The organism is Streptomyces sp. MMG1121, assembly GCF_001280015.1.
In the GTDB taxonomy this organism is placed as follows: Bacteria; Actinomycetota; Actinomycetes; order Streptomycetales; family Streptomycetaceae; genus Streptomyces.
Map to the genome: position 1 here is coordinate 25,244 of NZ_LGDV01000198.1, position 17,712 is coordinate 42,955.

General features: G+C 69.6%; 15 protein-coding genes. 4 read left to right on the top strand and 11 right to left on the bottom strand.

What is annotated here, in order from left to right:
- Nucleotides 1-8: 8 nt before the first annotated feature.
- The 7 genes from rplC to ADK64_RS23895 all read right to left on the bottom strand — a co-directional run bounded on the left by rplC (nucleotide 9) and on the right by ADK64_RS23895 (nucleotide 7,087).
- Complete coding sequence (rplC, locus tag ADK64_RS23865; protein WP_020135811.1) at nucleotides 9-653, bottom strand: 50S ribosomal protein L3; 645 nt, start codon at nucleotides 651-653, stop codon at nucleotides 9-11.
- 17 nt (nucleotides 654-670) lie between these two features.
- Entirely contained in the window at nucleotides 671-979 is a 309-nt protein-coding gene (rpsJ, locus tag ADK64_RS23870) for a 30S ribosomal protein S10 (RefSeq protein WP_003948644.1), read from the bottom strand.
- A gap of 440 nt (nucleotides 980-1,419) precedes the next feature.
- Nucleotides 1,420-2,385, bottom strand: coding sequence for a hypothetical protein (locus ADK64_RS23875; protein ID WP_159046320.1), 966 nt, complete (start codon nucleotides 2,383-2,385; stop codon nucleotides 1,420-1,422).
- Between the two features lie 121 nt (nucleotides 2,386-2,506).
- A complete protein-coding gene (locus tag ADK64_RS23880) occupies nucleotides 2,507-3,043 on the bottom strand; it encodes a hypothetical protein (RefSeq protein ID WP_159046321.1) in 537 nt (178 codons plus the stop codon).
- Nucleotides 3,043-5,199 carry a hypothetical protein gene (locus ADK64_RS23885; protein WP_053661890.1) on the bottom strand — a complete coding sequence of 719 codons (2,157 nt, stop codon included), beginning with the start codon at nucleotides 5,197-5,199 and terminating at the stop codon, nucleotides 3,043-3,045. The genes ADK64_RS23880 and ADK64_RS23885 overlap by 1 nt, the downstream gene beginning before the upstream one ends.
- Before the next feature lie 47 nt (nucleotides 5,200-5,246).
- Complete coding sequence (locus ADK64_RS23890) at nucleotides 5,247-5,654, bottom strand: hypothetical protein (RefSeq protein ID WP_234384683.1); 408 nt, start codon at nucleotides 5,652-5,654, stop codon at nucleotides 5,247-5,249.
- A gap of 194 nt (nucleotides 5,655-5,848) precedes the next feature.
- Nucleotides 5,849-7,087, bottom strand: a complete 1,239-nt coding sequence (locus ADK64_RS23895) for a hypothetical protein (protein WP_053661891.1) — start codon at nucleotides 7,085-7,087, stop codon at nucleotides 5,849-5,851.
- 183 nt (nucleotides 7,088-7,270) lie between these two features.
- Between ADK64_RS23895 and ADK64_RS23900 the strand changes: the two genes are divergently transcribed.
- A complete protein-coding gene (locus ADK64_RS23900) occupies nucleotides 7,271-8,278 on the top strand; it encodes a hypothetical protein (RefSeq protein ID WP_063789943.1) in 1,008 nt (335 codons plus the stop codon).
- Between the two features lie 85 nt (nucleotides 8,279-8,363).
- Here the strand turns inward: ADK64_RS23900 and tuf are convergent, their stop codons facing one another.
- The 4 genes from tuf to rpsL form a co-directional block, all read right to left on the bottom strand.
- The gene (gene tuf / locus ADK64_RS23905; RefSeq protein ID WP_053661892.1) at nucleotides 8,364-9,557 is read right to left on the bottom strand and encodes an elongation factor Tu; all 1,194 of its coding nucleotides are present in this window, start codon (nucleotides 9,555-9,557) and stop codon (nucleotides 8,364-8,366) included.
- A gap of 158 nt (nucleotides 9,558-9,715) precedes the next feature.
- Complete coding sequence (gene fusA / locus ADK64_RS23910; RefSeq protein ID WP_053661893.1) at nucleotides 9,716-11,842, bottom strand: elongation factor G; 2,127 nt, start codon at nucleotides 11,840-11,842, stop codon at nucleotides 9,716-9,718.
- A gap of 39 nt (nucleotides 11,843-11,881) precedes the next feature.
- Complete coding sequence (gene rpsG / locus ADK64_RS23915; protein WP_003992340.1) at nucleotides 11,882-12,352, bottom strand: 30S ribosomal protein S7; 471 nt, start codon at nucleotides 12,350-12,352, stop codon at nucleotides 11,882-11,884.
- Nucleotides 12,353-12,354: 2 nt separating this feature from the next.
- Nucleotides 12,355-12,726: a 30S ribosomal protein S12 gene (rpsL, locus tag ADK64_RS23920; protein ID WP_003948652.1), complete on the bottom strand. Its 372-nt coding sequence runs from the start codon at nucleotides 12,724-12,726 to the stop codon at nucleotides 12,355-12,357.
- Nucleotides 12,727-13,181: 455 nt separating this feature from the next.
- Here rpsL and ADK64_RS23925 point away from each other — a divergent pair, with 455 nt between their 5' ends.
- From ADK64_RS23925 to ADK64_RS23935, 3 genes are all read left to right on the top strand, one after another.
- Complete coding sequence (locus ADK64_RS23925; RefSeq protein ID WP_078992801.1) at nucleotides 13,182-13,994, top strand: Crp/Fnr family transcriptional regulator; 813 nt, start codon at nucleotides 13,182-13,184, stop codon at nucleotides 13,992-13,994.
- A 640-nt stretch (nucleotides 13,995-14,634) separates the two neighbouring features.
- Nucleotides 14,635-15,501, top strand: a complete 867-nt coding sequence (locus tag ADK64_RS23930; protein WP_053661894.1) for a hypothetical protein — start codon at nucleotides 14,635-14,637, stop codon at nucleotides 15,499-15,501.
- On the top strand, nucleotides 15,498-17,690 hold the full coding sequence (locus tag ADK64_RS23935; protein WP_053661895.1) for a hypothetical protein: 2,193 nt from the start codon (nucleotides 15,498-15,500) through the stop codon (nucleotides 17,688-17,690). The genes ADK64_RS23930 and ADK64_RS23935 overlap by 4 nt, the downstream gene beginning before the upstream one ends.
- Nucleotides 17,691-17,712 lie beyond the last annotated feature (22 nt).

Genomic DNA, 17,712 nt, shown 5'->3' on the forward strand with positions numbered 1-17,712 from the left:
CGGTTACCTCAGGCCCCCTTGGCCGCGGTGCGGACCAGGACGAGGCCGCCGTTCGGACCGGGAACCGCGCCCTTGATGAGCAGCAGACCCTTCTCCGCGTCAACGGCGTGGACGGTCAGGTTCTGGGTGGTGACCCGCTCGTTGCCCATGCGACCCGCCATGCGGAGGCCCTTGAACACGCGGCCCGGGGTGGCGCAGCCACCGATGGAACCGGGAGAGCGGTGCTTGCGCTGGGTGCCGTGTCCGGCGCCGAGGCCCTTGAAGTTGTGACGCTTCATGACACCGGCGAAGCCCTTGCCCTTGCTCTTGCCGGTCACGTCGACCTTGATCCCGGCCTCGAACACCTCAGCGGTGATCTCCTGGCCGAGGGTGTACTCGGAGGCGTCCGCGGTGCGGATCTCAACGAGGTGGCGACGCGGCGTGACATCGGCCTTGGCGAAGTGGCCCTTGAGGGGCTTGTTCACCTTGCGCGGGTCGATCTCGCCGAAAGCGATCTGGACGGACTCGTAGCCGTCGACATCGTTCGTACGGACCTGGGTGACGACGTTGGGGCCGGCCTTGACGACGGTGACCGGAACAACACGGTTGTTCTCGTCCCACACCTGCGTCATGCCGAGCTTCTCGCCCAGGATGCCCTTGATCTGCTTAGCCATTCTCAGCTCACCGACCCTCAGAGCTTGATCTCGATGTCGACACCGGCCGGGAGGTCGAGTCGCATCAGAGAGTCAACGGTCTTGGGGGTGGGGTCGAGGATGTCGATCAGGCGCTTGTGCGTGCGCATCTCGAAGTGCTCGCGCGAGTCCTTGTACTTGTGCGGCGACTTGATGACGCAGTACACGTTCTTCTCAGTGGGCAGCGGCACCGGGCCCGCGACCGACGCACCAGTGCGGGTCACCGTCTCGACGATCTTCTTCGCCGAGGAGTCGATGACCTCGTGGTCGTAGGCCTTGAGCCGGATGCGGATCTTCTGTCCCGCCATGGCTACTCCGTAGTCCTGTCTCTGGAACGCTCTGGAACCCGGTGTTCCGTACTTCCGTCTCCGACCCACGCGGTCGGGCGTGTCGCTCTCCCGCTGACACGGATGTCCCTTGTTCGAACATCCCTGCGGGGAATGCGCACGGCCCTTCCGGAACCGCAAGCCGGGGGCGAAGGCCCACCGGGTGCCTGGCCGGTGCCGCACCGCACTTCCCGAAAGATTCCCGTACGTCCGCCCCAGCGCTGCCGCGAAGGCAGTTAGGGCGACGAGTACTGTGGGACTCGCTTTCAGTCCTCCCGGCGGGAGGCGCGCAGCATCAACACTCGACCGAGCAACTCGGACAGTCTGCCATATGGGGCGGGGGGCTGGCCAATCGGGGCGTAGAGATTACCCCTCGGGTGACGTAGGTCAAACTGGTGCGCCGGATTCCTCGGCTCCTGCGGTCACCGGAGCGTGTCGAGCGCGTCGCTCCGAGCGGAGGCCGCGTTGTCCCTGGATCCGTATGCCAGTGAGTCCTGCAGCCCGCCGTCAGCACCGAGCGCCTTGCCCCAGATACGGCTCATGTCCATGCTCTGGGCCTCCAGCCGCGCGAGCGCGTCCGCGGCGTCGACACCCTTCAGCTCCTGCTTCCACGAGTCGATCAGATGGCCGGCGGGGTCCTGGCCGTAGGCGGGCGGGGCGGACGCGTGTGCCGACAGACGAGTGGCGACGTCCCCGCCCCACTTCCGCGCCCCGGTCCGTCCCACGCTCCCTGTCACCTTTTCCGCCACCCCGTCCAGCGAGCCGAGCACCCGCCCGCAGAGCTTCGCCCGCAGAGTGAGCGTCTCCTTCCCGGCCGTGACGGGGGTGGCGGCGAGATCGGCGGCGGCCTGCCGGGTGGCGGCGTCACGGACCGTGGCGTAGGCCTCGGGGCTGTCGGACACCGCCCGTACGACATGGAGCACGGTGTCCACCGACATGGACATGTGGACGCCGGTCCGGTCCTGCCAGGGCGAGGTGGACGACGTGTCCGCGCGGATGTAGTCCACGTTCACCGAGGTCAGGATCTGGTCCGTGTCATCCGCGTAATCGGCCAGCGCCTGGGCGAGGGGAACGGCGAGGGCGGGATCCACTGTCCGGTCGCCCGTTCCGACCGTGTCGTCCACGGCCGTCAGCAGGTTCTGCATGGCTCGCGCCTGCTGGAGGGTGTGCTTGCCCGGCGTCGTTCCCATGGTGACGTGCTTGACGGCCGCGCCCAGCGCCGGGCAGCTGAGATCACTCCGGTACTCCGCCCCGAGGGCCGACCGCACCCTCTTGTCCGCCAGGAGCTGCTTCTGGCATGCCCCGGAGTCCTTGGCGGAGCCGACCCACAGCCAGGCCCCGACGGCACCGGCCGTGATCACACCCGCAGCGCCGACTGCGACCGTCAAGAGCAGGACACGCCATTTCGCCCTGTCGGCGGTCACGGCCACCCGTCTTCAGCGGCACGGCCGTCTCGGCCCTCGTTTCCCGCCCGTCGGTCGCGCGCGTTCCTCCCCGCCGGAACACTTTTCACTTGGTGCAGCCGAATTTCTTGGTTTCCTTCGGCACGAGAGCGTCGACGAACCGTTGCAGCTTCTTGTAACCAGTGGGAGTGTTCTCGACTCGGTCGCCGAAGAAATAGACCCCGAACATCATGTACGCGTTCCGGGAGGTGCAGTTCGCCTGGACCACGGCGCCGTCGCTTCCGATCGCCGCATGTCCCGGGAAGGACACGGCCCGCTCGGCGGCGAACTTGTACGTCGAGCCCTCTGTTTTCCAGTTCACCGGATCCGGGGCCCGGTCCCAGCTCGTAATGTCGACGTACAGCACCCGGTGACCGTCGGCGCTCAGGGCGCAGGCCGCGCCCGGCTGTCCCTCAAGGGCCGCGTACGTCTGCTTCACCGGTCCGTCCTTCGGGATGAGCGGTGACAGGGCCTCCTTCGGCACCGGGACCTTGCAGAACTCCGTGGGGACGGTGGCGTGGGTGCTGCTGCTGCAGCCGGCCGCCGCTGCCAGGACGGCGGTGCACATCAGGGCCACCGCCCCACGCCTCGGTCCTGTCGTCATCACTGCGCTCCCGCCATGCCACGGGCGCGTTCGTTGCCGTTGTTGGCCGCCCCGTTGATCTGGTCGTATATGCCCTGGTCGTGAGAGTAGTCGGTGTGGCTGTCGGCCCATTCCGGGTTGGCCGCGTACCACGTGCGGGCGATCTCGTTGAGCTGGTTCTGGCGCAGGTGATACGTGGCCTGGCTGTCGCTGGTCAGCTTGGCGGCCTGGTCGCGCTGTTCGTCCATGACCCACGCGGTGGTGAGCGCGTCGGTACCGCGCTGGGCGATGTCGCCGTACACCGGAATGAAATTGAGCAGCGCTCCAGACGCGTGGTAGCTCCACGTCTTGTCCCAGGTGTAGTCGTGCTGGTCTCCCTTGAGCGCCAGGTACCGGCCCTCCTCCATGAAGCCGATCGCGGTGCCGGCCGAGTGGAGGGTGTCCTCCGGGTGACGTGAGGGGTCGTTTATGTCAGCCGTGATCGCGTAGTTCATGCCCTCGTGCAGCATGTTGTACGAGTCCTGACTCCGCGAGATCTGCTTCGTCATCTCCAGGACCTGGTCACGGTTCAGGTCCGGGCCGTCGGCGAGGTGCCGACCGCCGCTCAGATCACTCATCGCCACGTACGTCTCGCGGCCGTGATTGACCATGATCTTCGCCATGTCGTCGCGCAGCGAGGCCGGCATGTCGTCACCTTGCTTGGACAGGACGTCCAGCGCGTGCACGAACACCCGGTTGTTGGCGTCGGTGTGCGGTGTCGGGGCCATGGGGCGCTGGCCGTCCGGGTCGATGCCGGTGGCCGCCGCGGCCAAGGCGTCTCCGAAGCCCTTCCGGTCGTCCCCGTCCGCCGCCATGACCGGCATGCCCGTGGTGGTCCCGCCGGGCGGGGTCGCGTAGTGGTCGATGACGGTGTCCCAGTCCCGCCCGTGGAGCAGGTAGTCCAGGTTGTCGGTGTGTGCCGGGTCCAGGTACTCGGCGCTGGTCTTCGGGTCGTGGGACATGATCCCGAGCACGCCGTCGAGCGGGTCGTTGGCGAACCAGCCCCGGTCCTTGCCGCTGAACTTGTCCCGCAGGGCCCAGATGGACTCGGTATGGCCCTGGGCCGTGTACGACTCCTCCGCGTGCCGGATGTCGTCGGCCGTGTCTTCCAGGAACTGCCCGTTGTAGCCGTTCCCCTGCTGCATCAGCGTGACGAGGCTCTGGTAGCCGCGGACCTTCTCGTCCGGGATGGGGCTGAGGCCGTCGACCTTGAACTGCTCGGTCCCGGCCTTCTGCATGTCCTCGCGGAAGTGCTTGTAGAAGGACGAGCTCGGATCCTGGGTCGCGGTCGCCAGTGTGGTGGCGAGCCCCTTCTGGATGTCCAAGTACTGGTCGCTGTGCTGCTTGTCGCCGTGGTAGGCGAGACCGTCAAGGCTGTTGGAGAGCTGCAGTGTGCCCTTGGCACCCAGCTCGTCCAGCAGGGTCTGGCCGAAGGCCTTGTCGCCGGAGTTGTCGTGGAAGAGCCTCTGCAGCTCCTGGTAGTCGGCCGCCGAGGCGTCACCGGAGTTGACGCGCTGCGCGATGTCCCTGGCCTCGTCCGCCTCGTACTTCTCGATGTCGCCCTGCGCCTTGCCGTTGAAGTCGGGGACCGTGCCGAAGCCCTGGTCGGGACCCTTCACAACGGCCGTGAAGGCGACCTCGACACCCTTGTCGGCATCGTCCACGTCCTGCACGCACTGGTCGATGCGGGTCTGCCAGGAAGCGACGTCCTTGCGGATGCTGTCCTGGTAGTCGGGGTCGTGCGCCAGCGCCTGCTTGTCCCCCTGGCTCAACTTGCCGGTGTCGTAGGAGACCACACCCTGGTCCGAAACCTTCATCCCCTTGGCGATGGCGTCGTCCCGTGCCGACTCCAGCTTCTTGCGCAGGTCCACGAACTGGGTGTGCGCGTCACGCAGGAGCGAGGCGATCGCCTTGGCCTCGGTCTGGGCGCTCTGGAACTCCGTGAGCCTGATGCCGAAGCGCGCGTTGGCGGCCGACTGGCTCTCACCCACGAAGGTCGGGCGCAGGGTGATGTCGTGTACGTCCCGCCGGTACGCGTCCTCCTGCTTGTTGAGCTCCTTCGCCATGCCGTCCCAGCGTTCGGCGGCCGTGGTGAGCGCGGACAGGTCGGTCGTCAGAATCTCGTGATACGTCGGCATGGTTCCCCCGTTGACTCCAGTGGCGTGCGAATGGGCTCGACTGCTCGTCACTGCCCGGGCGGCGGTGAGTACGCGTCGAACACCGACACCTTGCGCGCCGAGTCGCTCACTCCGAAGTCCGTTCCCATCAGGAGCGTGTTGTTGTTCCGGAGGGCCGATTCGTCGCCTGACAGCTTGTTCACAAGACTCTGCATCTGCTCGCCCCAGACGGTGTGCGCCTTGCCCACGGCACCCGAGGTCAGCCAGCCGTGCCCGTCCTTCGCGGCGAACGCCTTCACCACGGCGCCCGTCTCGTCGTCCGCCCAGGCCCCCGCCGTCTTGGTGTCCCCCTCGATGTGGTTGTGGAGGGTGTTCGCCGCGGCCTGCTTCTCGGCGGGAGAGGACGCGAGGCCCGGCTGGCCACCGCCCGTTGGTCCGCCACCGCCCAGACCGTCCGGCAACTGATTGAGCCGCATTCCCACGGCGTGCTCGCCGCCACTTCCTGTCACGATGCCAACCCCCGTTTTATCGCTCTGGCGTGCCCGCGTCACGCTAGCAAACCAGTCCGGAATCGTCAGACAGCTGAGCTGTGGGACTTGGCTTTTGGGCTTTCCCGGCGACAGGAGCGGCGCCGGCGGGCGCGCTGTTCCTCTCGCGGGTACGCATCTCGTCAGGTGCGGGTGACGGTGCCGCAGCCCTTTTGGTGGTCGGCCGTCAGGGACTTGCTGCGGTCGTAGGGGTCGGCGGCGGGGCCCATGGCCGGGGCGCCGGTGGGGTCGGCGTCCGGGAAGACGGGGTGGTAGTAGCCGTCGTAGACGCCGCACTCGGAGTTGTAGAACTCGCTGTCGGACGAGCGGACTCCGAGTCTGCCCTCGGTCGCGATCCACTGGTGCGGGTCGAGCAGGACCATGGTCAGGTCGCGGCGGATGATCGTCCGCGCCACGACGCCTTCGCCACCGCCCCTGTGGCCCTTCCCTCCGGTCCGGACCATCGGGTAGACGAAGGTGTAGTCCGCATGCACGCGCACCTCGCCCGCCGCACCGGCGGAGAACGTCATACGGCCGCGCACCTTCACCACGTCGCCGGCGAGGGCCACCTGTGCCGGGTCGAAGCGCGTCACCAACTGCAGGGGGTCATAGTGGCGGTTCGGGGCGCGCAGCGAGCGCTGCAGGCCGGACAGTGTGTGGGGCTGCCGCGGGTCGAGCAGGGCCAGCGCCGCGTCGGGCTGCCCGCCGCGCAGCACGGCCGGGTCCAGGTTGGTGTCGACCAGGAACTCCTTGGTACGGCGCAGGGCGAGGGCCACGTCCTCCTGGCTCATCCCCGCCACGGCCTTCGCCTGCGGCACCTCGATGGCGTCCGCCCCGTCGGCCCACCGCTGGGCGGGCGAGCCGCGGAAGGGGTCCTTGCGGGTGGGCGGTCCGTCCTGGTCGACCGCGCCCGGGGCACCGGTCGGCGGCGCCGTCTCGGCGGGCAGCGGTGAGGTGGCCGACGCTCCGGAGCCGTGGTCGTGGCCGGGCAGCCGGTCCAGCAGCAGCGACGGCCGTACGGCCACGACGGCGAGCGCCGCCGCCAGCACCACACCGATCGCCGAGCCCACGGTGCGACGTCGGCTGCTGCGCCCGTTCATCTCCCGCCAGGCCGGACCGGTGCGCCAGCCCGGCGGCACCGACGGCTGCGGCTGCTGGGCCCGCTTGCGCCGCCACGGGCGCCGGGCGTCACCCTCGGCCGCCCGGTCCGGCACCGCCGCATCCTGCTCCCGCAGCCGACGGGTCACCATCCGCGCCCGCGCGGACGGCTCCTTCGGCGCGTTCCTGCCACCGTCCTCCACGGCTTCGCGCAGGAACGCGTCCCACTGCTCGTCGGGTATGGGGGACTCGTCGGGGAGCTCAGGGGGTTGGACGGCGGTCACGGGTTCGCTTTCGGTCGCACAAGATCACTGGTGGGGGCAGTGTTCTTCGCCGGCGGGGGCATTGCACAGAGGGTGTGTCGGATTCTGCGCAAGCCGTGATCGAACCGGTATGGGTCCCGTCAGACCCCCTCGAGCGATGCCGCCTACATCCTCGCTGTCAGACCCTCCCCCTACCCTCCAGCCATGACCCGTACGACCCCGCCCCGGCCGCTCGACATCGCCGCCGTCTTCCCCGAACTGGCCCCGCTCGCCCGCTCCGCCGTGCGCCTGCACCCCCGCGCAGGCGCGCCCACCGCGGCGGACAGCTCCGTCGGCGGGCCCCTGCTGTGGCCGGCCGAGGAGCCGTGGCCCACCTGTCCGGAGCACGCCGGGCCCTGGCAGCACGGTGTGGCGCCGGACGACGTGCATATCGGCCGGCGCGTTCTGCGCGAGGCCTGGGCCCGGCCGCGGGCGGAGGGCGCCGACCTGCTGGCCGACGAGGAGCGCGCGCTGGTCGACCGCGGGACCAAGCCGTACCGGGCGGCCCAGGACGGGCCGGTGCCGATGGTTCCGGTCGCCCAGATACGCGCCGCCGACGTGCCCGCGCTCCCCCGGCCCGACGGCACCGATCTGCTGCAGGTTCTGTGGTGTGCGTTCGACCATCCGGAGGACGGCTACGTACCGAGGGTGGAGGTGCGCTGGCGCCGGGCCGCCGATGTCGTCACCCCGCTCGCCGCTCCCCCGCGGCCCGCGGTGATCGGCAGTGACGACTATCTGCCCGAACCGTGCGTGCTGCACCCCGAGGCCGTCGTCGAGTACCCGGCCCCGCACGAACTGCCGGCGGAGCTGGCCGACCGGATCGAGGAGTGGGAGGAGGCGATCGAGGAAGAGTCCGGGGTCTGCTACCAGTTCGATCTGGCCGTCGCCCCGGGGTGGAAGCTCGCCGGGCACGCGCCCTGGAGCTTCTCCGACCCGTTCCCCATGGCCTGCGCCGAGTGCGGCTCCCGGGTGCGGCCCCTGCTGACCATCGACGGCACGGAGTGGGACGGCGGCAGCGGCAGCTGGCGGCCGCTCGAGGACGCGGGGTACACCGGGTACCACTTCCTCGGGCCCGCGCTCGACACGCAGATCACCATCGGCCGGAGCTACAGCCTCCAGGTATACGTGTGCGAGGCGTCGTACGACCATCCGCCGGTGCAGAACATGCAGTGAACCCCCGCGCGAACGCCGAAGAGGCCCGTACGACCGAAGTCGTACGGGCCTCCCCTTGGGTCGATCGACCTCAAGCAGGCGGAACCTACTTGACGATCTTGGTGACCTGGCCGGCGCCCACCGTGCGGCCACCCTCACGGATGGCGAACTTCAGGCCCTCTTCCATGGCGACGGGCTGGATGAGGTCCACCTTCATCTCGGTGTTGTCACCCGGCATGACCATCTCGGTGCCCTCGGGGAGGGTCACAACGCCGGTCACGTCCGTCGTACGGAAGTAGAACTGCGGACGGTAGTTGTTGAAGAACGGCGTGTGGCGGCCACCCTCGTCCTTGGACAGGATGTAGGCCTGCGCCTCGAACTCGGTGTGCGGGGTGACCGAGCCCGGCTTGATGATGACCTGGCCGCGCTCGACGTCCTCGCGCTTGATGCCGCGGAGCAGCAGACCGACGTTCTCACCGGCCTGGCCCTCGTCGAGCAGCTTGCGGAACATCTCGATGCCGGTGACCGTGGTGGTGGTCTTCTCGGTCTTGATGCCGATGATGTCGACGGTCTCGTTGACCTTGAGGACACCACGCTCGATACGGCCGGTGACGACCGTACCGCGACCGGTGATCGTGAAGACGTCCTCGATCGGCATGAGGAACGGCTTGTCGACGTCACGCTCGGGCTGCGGGATCGACTCGTCGACGGCGGCCATCAGGTCCAGGACCGACTTGCCCCACTCGGCGTCGCCCTCGAGCGCCTTGAGCGCCGAGACCTTGACGACCGGGACGTCGTCGCCCGGGAACTCGTACTCGGAGAGGAGCTCACGGACCTCGAGCTCGACGAGCTCCAGGATCTCCTCGTCGTCCACCATGTCGGCCTTGTTCAGGGCGACGACGATGTACGGAACGCCGACCTGGCGGGCCAGGAGCACGTGCTCCTTGGTCTGCGGCATCGGGCCGTCGGTGGCGGCGACCACGAGGATGGCGCCGTCCATCTGCGCCGCACCCGTGATCATGTTCTTGATGTAGTCCGCGTGACCGGGGCAGTCGACGTGGGCGTAGTGACGCGTCTCCGTCTGGTACTCGACGTGCGCGATGGAGATGGTGATACCGCGCTGGCGCTCTTCGGGAGCCTTGTCGATCTGGTCGAAGGCCGAGGCCTCGTTCAGGTCCGGGTACGCGTCGTGCAGCACCTTGGTAATGGCGGCCGTGAGGGTCGTCTTACCGTGGTCGATGTGACCGATGGTGCCGATGTTGACGTGCGGCTTAGTCCGCTCGAACTTCGCCTTCGCCACTGGGGTCCTCCTGTGGAGTGGTTCTGAACGCCTTGCTTCATCGGCGCCAGGTGATCTTTGCTGAAAAGGCCCGGAACCCGGGGGCATTCCGTCCGCGATTGCGGTGGAATGCCCCAGGAGGCTCCGGAGTCAAGCCTACGGCGTGTGAACGGAGTGCGTTACTCGCCCTTGGCCTTCGCGATGATCTCCTCGGCGACGTTCCGCGGAACCTCGGCGTAGGAGTCGAACTGCATCGAGTAGCTTGCGCGACCCGAGGTCTTGCTGCGGAGGTCGCCGACGTAGCCGAACATCTCCGAGAGGGGCACGAGGCCCTTCACGACGCGGGCACCGGCCCGCTCCTCCATGGCCTGGATCTGGCCACGGCGGGAGTTGATGTCGCCGATGACCTCACCCATGTAGTCCTCGGGCGTGGTGACCTCGACGGCCATCATCGGCTCGAGCAGCACGGGGCTGGCCTTGCGCGCGGCCTCCTTGAAGGCCTGCGAACCGGCGATCTTGAAGGCGAGCTCGGAGGAGTCCACCTCGTGGTAGCCACCGTCGATGAGCGTGACGCGAACGCCCGTCATCTCGTAGCCGGCGAGGATGCCGAACTGCATGGCCTCCTGCGCACCGGCGTCGACCGAAGGGATGTACTCCTTCGGGATACGGCCACCGGTCACCTTGTTCACGAACTCGTACGAGGCGTCGCCGCCCTCGATGGGCTCGATCGCGATCTGCACCTTGGCGAACTGACCGGTACCACCGGTCTGCTTCTTGTGGGTGTAGTCCACGCGCTCGACGGCCTTGCGGATCGTCTCGCGGTACGCGACCTGCGGCTTGCCGACGTTGGCCTCGACCTTGAACTCACGGCGCATACGGTCGACCAGCACCTCGAGGTGCAGCTCGCCCATACCACCGATGATGGTCTGGCCGGTCTCCTCGTTGGTGTGGACCTGGAAGGACGGGTCCTCCTCGGCCAGGCGCTGGATCGCGACGCCGAGCTTCTCCTGGTCGCCCTTCGACTTGGGCTCGATGGCGACCTGGATGACCGGCGCCGGGAAGTCCATGGACTCCAGGATGACCGGGTTCTTGTCGTCGGACAGCGTCTCACCGGTGGTGGTCTGCTTCAGGCCCATGACGGCGACGATGTCACCGGCGCCCACCGACTCGATCTCCTCACGCTTGTTGGCGTGCATGCGGTAGATCTTGCCGATGCGCTCCTTCTTGCCCTTGACGGAGTTCAGCACCGAAGAGCCGGACTCCAGGCGGCCCGAGTACACCCGGACGAAGGTGAGCTTGCCCAGGTGGGGGTCGCTCATGATCTTGAACGCGAGCGCGGACAGCGGCTCGTCCTCGGACGGCTTGCGCTTGACGACGACCTCGGGGTCCTTGACGTCGTGGCCCTCGATGGCCTCGACGTCGAGCGGGGTCGGCAGGTAGCGCACGACCGCGTCGAGCAGGGGCTGGACGCCCTTGTTCTTGAACGCGGTGCCACAGAACACCGGGGTGACCGTGGTGCCGTCGGACTTGCCGGACGCGATGGTGATACGACGGATCGCGGCGTACAGCTGCTCCTCGGTGGGCTCCGCGCCCTCCAGGTACAGCTCCATGATCTCTTCGTCGTTCTCCGCGACGGCCTCGACCAGCTTGCCGCGCCACTCCTCGGCGGCCTCGGTGTGCGTGGCCGGGATGTCGACGACGTCGTACATCTCGCCCTTCGCCGCCTCGGCGGACCACACGAGCGCCTTCATGCGGACCAGGTCCACAACGCCCTTGAAGTCGGCCTCGGCACCGATCGGCAGCTGCATGACGAGCGGCTGGGCGCCCAGGCGGTCCGAGATCATGTCCACGCAGCGGTGGAACTCGGCACCCGTACGGTCCAGCTTGTTCACGAAGCAGATGCGCGGCACGCCGTAACGGTCGGCCTGACGCCACACCGTCTCGGACTGCGGCTCGACACCGGCGACACCGTCGAACACCGTGACGGCACCGTCGAGGACGCGCAGCGAGCGCTCCACCTCGACCGTGAAGTCGACGTGGCCCGGGGTGTCGATGATGTTGATCGTGTAGTCGTTGTCCTCGAGCGGCCAGTGACAGGTCGTCGCAGCAGAGGTGATCGTGATGCCACGCTCCTGCTCCTGCTCCATCCAGTCCATGGTGGCAGCGCCGTCGTGGACCTCACCGATCTTGTAAGACACACCGGTGTAGAACAGGATCCGCTCGGTGGTGGTCGTCTTGCCCGCGTCGATGTGGGCCATGATCCCGATGTTGCGGACCTTGGCCAGGTCAAGTGAAGTGGTAGCCATAAGGCTTCAGTCTTCTCTCGGTCTCGATGTGGGTAGCGACTACCAGCGGTAGTGCGCGAAGGCCTTGTTGGACTCGGCCATCTTGTGGGTGTCCTCGCGCTTCTTGACGGCCGCACCGAGGCCGTTCGAAGCGTCGAGAAGCTCGTTGAGCAGACGCTCGGTCATGGTCTTCTCGCGACGGGCGCGGGAGTAACCGACGAGCCAGCGCAGCGCGAGGGTGTTGGCGCGACCGGGCTTGACCTCGATCGGCACCTGGTACGTCGCACCACCGACACGGCGGGACTTGACCTCGAGGGTCGGCTTGATGTTCTCCAGCGCGCGCTTCAGCGTGATGATCGGGTCGTTGCCCGTCTTCTCACGCAGACCCTCCATGGCGCCGTAGACAATGCGCTCGGCGGTGGAGCGCTTGCCGTTCAGCAGCACCTTGTTGATCAGGGAGGTCACCAGAGGAGAACCGTAGACCGGGTCGATGATGACCGGGCGCTTCGGGGCGGGGCCCTTACGAGGCATTCTTACTTCTCCTTCTTGGCGCCGTAGCGGCTGCGGGCCTGCTTGCGGTTCTTGACACCCTGGGTGTCAAGCGAACCTCGGATGATCTTGTAGCGAACACCCGGCAGGTCCTTCACACGGCCGCCGCGCACGAGCACGATGGAGTGCTCCTGCAGGTTGTGTCCCTCACCCGGAATGTAAGCGGTGACCTCGATCCCGCTGGTCAGACGCACACGCGCGACCTTACGCAGGGCCGAGTTCGGCTTCTTCGGGGTGGTCGTGAACACACGCGTGCAGACGCCACGACGCTGAGGGGAACCCTCGAGTGCGGGCGTCTTGTTCTTCTCGACCTTGTCCTGCCGGCCCTTGCGGACCAGCTGCTGGATCGTAGGCACTACTTCTCCGGTTTCTGTGTGCCGATAGGTACAGCTAACCTGGGACGTCGCCGACCCACGCGGTCGGGTGTGTCGAATCCCGCAGACTCCCGCCGGAAGACGGAGAGGGCGCAGATTACGGTGGCCGATCACGGCTCGCCATGCGGTTGAAGGCACGCACGAGAGCCAGGGCACACCCCAGGCACAAGGTCTGAGCGTACCTACCTCACGGACTTCGGTCAAAACAAATGGAGCGGCCCCCGACACGCCGGACTTCTCACCTCGTAGGCCGGGATTCGTCCCAGTTGTCCGCCACCCGCGCGGCGGCCGACGCGGCGCCGCATCGCACCTGGTCAGAGCGGTCGCCGATGTTCTTCGGACATTTCTGGCCGATTTCCACTCTTGCCGGGGATACGTCCGGTGCGCATTCAGTACGTTGATCCGTCCGCTGCGGGTGAACAGTTCGGGGGACCGCCATGACAGGCACGTGGACGACCGCGTATGCACGGGACGACGGCGGCCTGGACGACCGGGTGCCCTTCCTGGCCCGGCTGGAGGCCGAGGACCGGGAGGCGTTGCTCGCGCTCGGCCGGGAGCTGACCTACACCGCCAGGACCGTGCTGATCCACCAGCACGAACCGTCCTCGCATGTGATCTTTCTCCTCACGGGCTGGACCAAGGTGACCGCGGCGGCCGCCAACGGCTACGAGGCGCTGCTCGCGCTGCGCGGGCCCGGTGACATCGTCGGCGAGTCGGCGGCGCTCACCGGCCGGCCGCGCTCGGCCACGGTGACCGCGCTGGAGCCGGTGCGCTCGCTGGCCGTGGAGCACGAGCGGTTCCGGCGTTTCCTCGGGCAGTCCCCCGCGGCCTCCTTCGCCCTGCTGGGCCTCACCGCCGACCGCACCCGCGCGGCCGACCGGCGCCGGCTGGAGTTCGCCTCCATGAACGTGCGCGAGCGGCTCGCCGTCCTGCTGCTGGAGCTGGCCCGCACCCACGGCCGCCGCACCGAGGAGGGCATCGAGGTCTCCGTCCCGCTCAGCAAGCAGGAACTGGCCGGCTCGGTCGGGGCCTCACGCGAGATGGTCCAGCGCCTGCTGAAGGAACTGCGCGACAAACAGGCGGTCACCACGGGCCGCCGGGCCCTGCTGATCCACCGCCCCGAGGTACTGCGCCGCATAGCGGCCGCGGTCGCGGCCTCGGCACCGGAGGTACCGGGGACGCCTGGGGTGCCGGAGGTGGTGCCGGGGATCCCGGGAATTCCCTCGCCGCCAGGGCCGTCTGAGGGGTGACACGGGGGCCGGGGCGGCCGAGGGGTGACGTGGGCCCGGCTGGCTGGGCTGGCTGGGCGGGCCCGGCTGGCTGGGCGGGCCCGGCTGGCTGGGCGGGCCCGGCTGGCTGGGCGCCCGAACGGTGAGACCGTTCGAGGCGGGACATGGCGCGGGCGCCGGGGACGCCTGAGGGGGGCACGGGCCGGGTGGGCCGCCCGTAGGGGCACCCGGACACCGGGGCCGCCCGAGGGGGATGACGGCGGCCACCGGGCCCCTACGGGCGGCGGCCAGCGGGGCGCTGGGGGTGATGGTGGCCAGGCAGCGGTCGAGACGGCGGCGGCCATCGGGGCCACACCAAGCCGACAGCAGCCGGCCGGGCCACCCGACGGTGACACCGGCCGACGCCGCCTCTCAGGGCACGACACCGGCCACCGGGACCGCCCGGAGACGACAGCTGCCACCGAGGTCGCCCCGAGGCGGCGGTGGCCCTCCAGGTGCGTGTAACCGACAGCAACCATCGGGCGCGCCCGTGGCCGACGGTGACCCCCGGATTCACTCTGTGCACACCGTCACACTTCGACTGCGTCATCCGCCCTCACGGCCCTCGCCGTCGCCCCGCCACTCTGCTGCTCTGCACGGCGGAACCCCCCGAGAGGCGACCATGACCGACCCCGTGAGCCGAACGATCCTGCTGCTGGACATCGAGAGGTTCAGTGACCGAGACGACGTGGAGCAGGCCTATCTGCGTCGGATGCTCTACGACATCGCCGACCGAGCCCTGGAGCGCGCGGGCATCGAGGAGACCCGGCGGATGCGGGCCGACCGCGGGGACGCGGTGATGGAGCTCATCGACGCGAACGCCTCGGTCACCGCGCTGCTGCGGGTCCTGCTCACGGAGGTCCCGGCCGAACTGCGCGCCGTCAACCGCATGGCGTCCCGCTCCGCGCAGATCCGGCTGCGCGGCGTCGTCGCCACCGGCTACGTCGCCGTCGACGAGCACGACGGCTGGGTCGGCTCCGATCTGAACCACGCCTGCCGCCTGCTCGACGCCGGCCTGCTGCGCCGGGCCCTGCGGGAGCGGCCCGACGACTTCGCGCTGTGCGTCTCGGACGCCGTGTACGCCGGTGTGGTGCGCCACGACCACCCGGGCATCCCCGCCGCCGACTTCCGCCCGGTGACGGTGGAGAGCAAGAACGGCGCGCTGAAGGCCTGGCTGCACGGACCGCTGCCGGTCGGCGTCCATCGGCCGGCGGACGAGGACCATGGTGGGACGGGGGAGGTGCCGGGCGGTTCGGGGGACCGCCCGGCACCGCGGCAGCCCGCGCCCGCCTCCCCCACCGAGTCCGTCGAGAAGGGCCCGGCGCCGGGCCCGGTCGTCCACATCCAGGGCGGCACCTTCAACGGCGGACTGATCGGCGGCAACCAGTACGGCGGCATCAGCGGCGGCCACTTCACCGGCGACGTCGTCCTCGGCGACGGTGACGCCCGCGGCGGACGTGAGGGACGGCGGCGGGGTGAGGACGCGTGAGCACGCCGGAGGCGCAGGCGCCGCCCCGCCCGGCCACCGCGCCGGCGCCCGACCCGGCCACGGACGAACCCGGGCCCCCGGAGGACGGCGCGGACGCGCCCGAGGAGCGGGACCAGCCGCAGACCGCCTGGTCGGCGCGGCGCGACCTGGTCGACCACAGTCCGCGCACCATGAACGTCGGAGCGCAGGCCCGCTTCAGCGGCGGCCTGCTCGGCGGCGACCAGCACGGCGGGATCAGCGGCGGCCGCTTCACCGGCGACGTCTTCCTCGGCAGCAAGACGGAGGTCTACCAGCTCGCCGCACCGGGTGCCGCCGCACCGGCCTCCGGCGAGGTGCCCGAGGCCACCCTGAAGGAGCTGGAGCACGGCTTCGCGGCCGACGAGCAGCTCATGGACCGGCTGCTGCGACGGCTGCGCGAGGACCGGGTCCTGGTGCTGTCCGGCGGCCGGTTCACCGGCCGCCGCACTGCCGCGCTGATGCTGCTGCGCCGCCTCGGCGCCCTGCCGGTGCGCACCCTGGTCCGCGACACCGCCGCCGCCGGCCTCGCCGAACAGTTCGGCGGTGAGCAGGGCGAGCAGAAGGCCCGCGGCCATGTGCTCTGCGACCTCGCCCCACGCCGCGACCAGCCGCTGCGCTGGACCCATCTGCTCGCCGCCCGCGAACGCCTCGCCGAACAGGACGCCTACCTCGTCGTCACCCTCGACCCCGGCGCCGCGCTGGACGACGTCACCCCCGAGGAGTGGCAGCCGCCGGCCGCCGCCGACGTACTCGCCGCCCGGCTGCGCGCCCGCACCGACGCGGAGGGGGCCGTCGAGCTGCTCGGCCTGCCGCAGGTGGCCGATTTCCTCCAGCACAGCCACCAGCCGCGCGAGGCCGCCGCGTTCGCCCGGCTGCTCGCCCGGTACGCGGGCGGAGAGGTCGCCGAGGAGGCCGTAGGACAGTTCTCGCTGGTGTCGCTGGAGAACCAGGTCCAGGAGTGGTTCGAGGCGCGGGAGGCCGCACTCCACCTGCGGGACAAGGCCTTCCTCGTCGCCCTCGCCGCCTTCGACGGCGGGCCGTACGCGCTCACCGCCGAGCTGAGCGACCTGCTCTACCGCTTCCTGCAGGAGACCGAGAACCCGGCCCGCGTCCCCGAGGTCCCCGTCTTCGGCACGCACGTCGGCAAACGGCTGCAACTGGCGCGGGCGCACACGTACTGGGAGCCCGAGCACACCGAGTGGGGCCCGGTCGACCAGCAGAAGGCCGCGTTCCGCGACGAGCGCGCCTCCCTGGTGCTGCTGCGCGAGGTGTGGACCGGCCACCCCTCCGCCCGGCCCGCGCTGATCCGCTGGCTGCGCCGGCTCGCGGACGACGGCCGCCCGCTGGTGCGCACCCGGGCCGCCTCCACCGCGGCGGTCCTCGCCCGCACCGATCTGCCGTCCGCGATGGCACTGGTCATCGAGCCGTGGGGCACCTCCAAGCGGTACCGGCAGCGGCTCGTGGCGGTCAACGCGCTCGCCCTGTCCCACCTGGTCGGCACGCCCAACATCCCGCGCATCCTCGACACCTGGTGCGAGGGCGACGACCCGCGGCTGCGCTGGGTGGCCGTACGGGCCTACGGGCTGATCGGGGCCGAGCGCCCGGAACAGGCCCTGGCCGCCCTGCGCGGCGCCGTACGACGGCTGTACGAGGACACGCCCGACGACACCGACGGCGCGCTGGCCCGCGAACTGGCCGAGGCCGTCGAGCTGTTGCTGCTGTCGGCGGCGAGCGACCGCGTCCTCGGCGAGCTGCGCGCCCACATCGACGACGACCGTGCCGTACGCGACCTGACGCTGAGCGGGTTCGTCGGGGCGTGCGAGCACACCGAGGACGACGAGCGCTACGGCCGTCCGCTCGTACTCGCCTGGTTCGCCCGCGCGGCAGCCGACGGCGGGGCCGCCGCACAGGGCGTGCCGTTCCTGTGGCGGGCCGCGCTGGGCCATCTGGGCATCACCCAGCAGGCACTGAAGGTCCTGCGCGCCTGGGTGCTGATCGCCGACCGGTCGACGGCCGTCGAGTGGGCCCTGGCCGCACTGCTGCCGAGGCTCGTCACCACGGCCACCGAGCACGAGCGGCTGAGCCATCTGCTGCGCACGATGCCGGGCGAGGACGGCACTCCCCCGCCCGAGGTCACGGCCCGCCTGCTGACCGCACTTCCCATCCTCTGACCGATCCCCGGACCCCTGGACG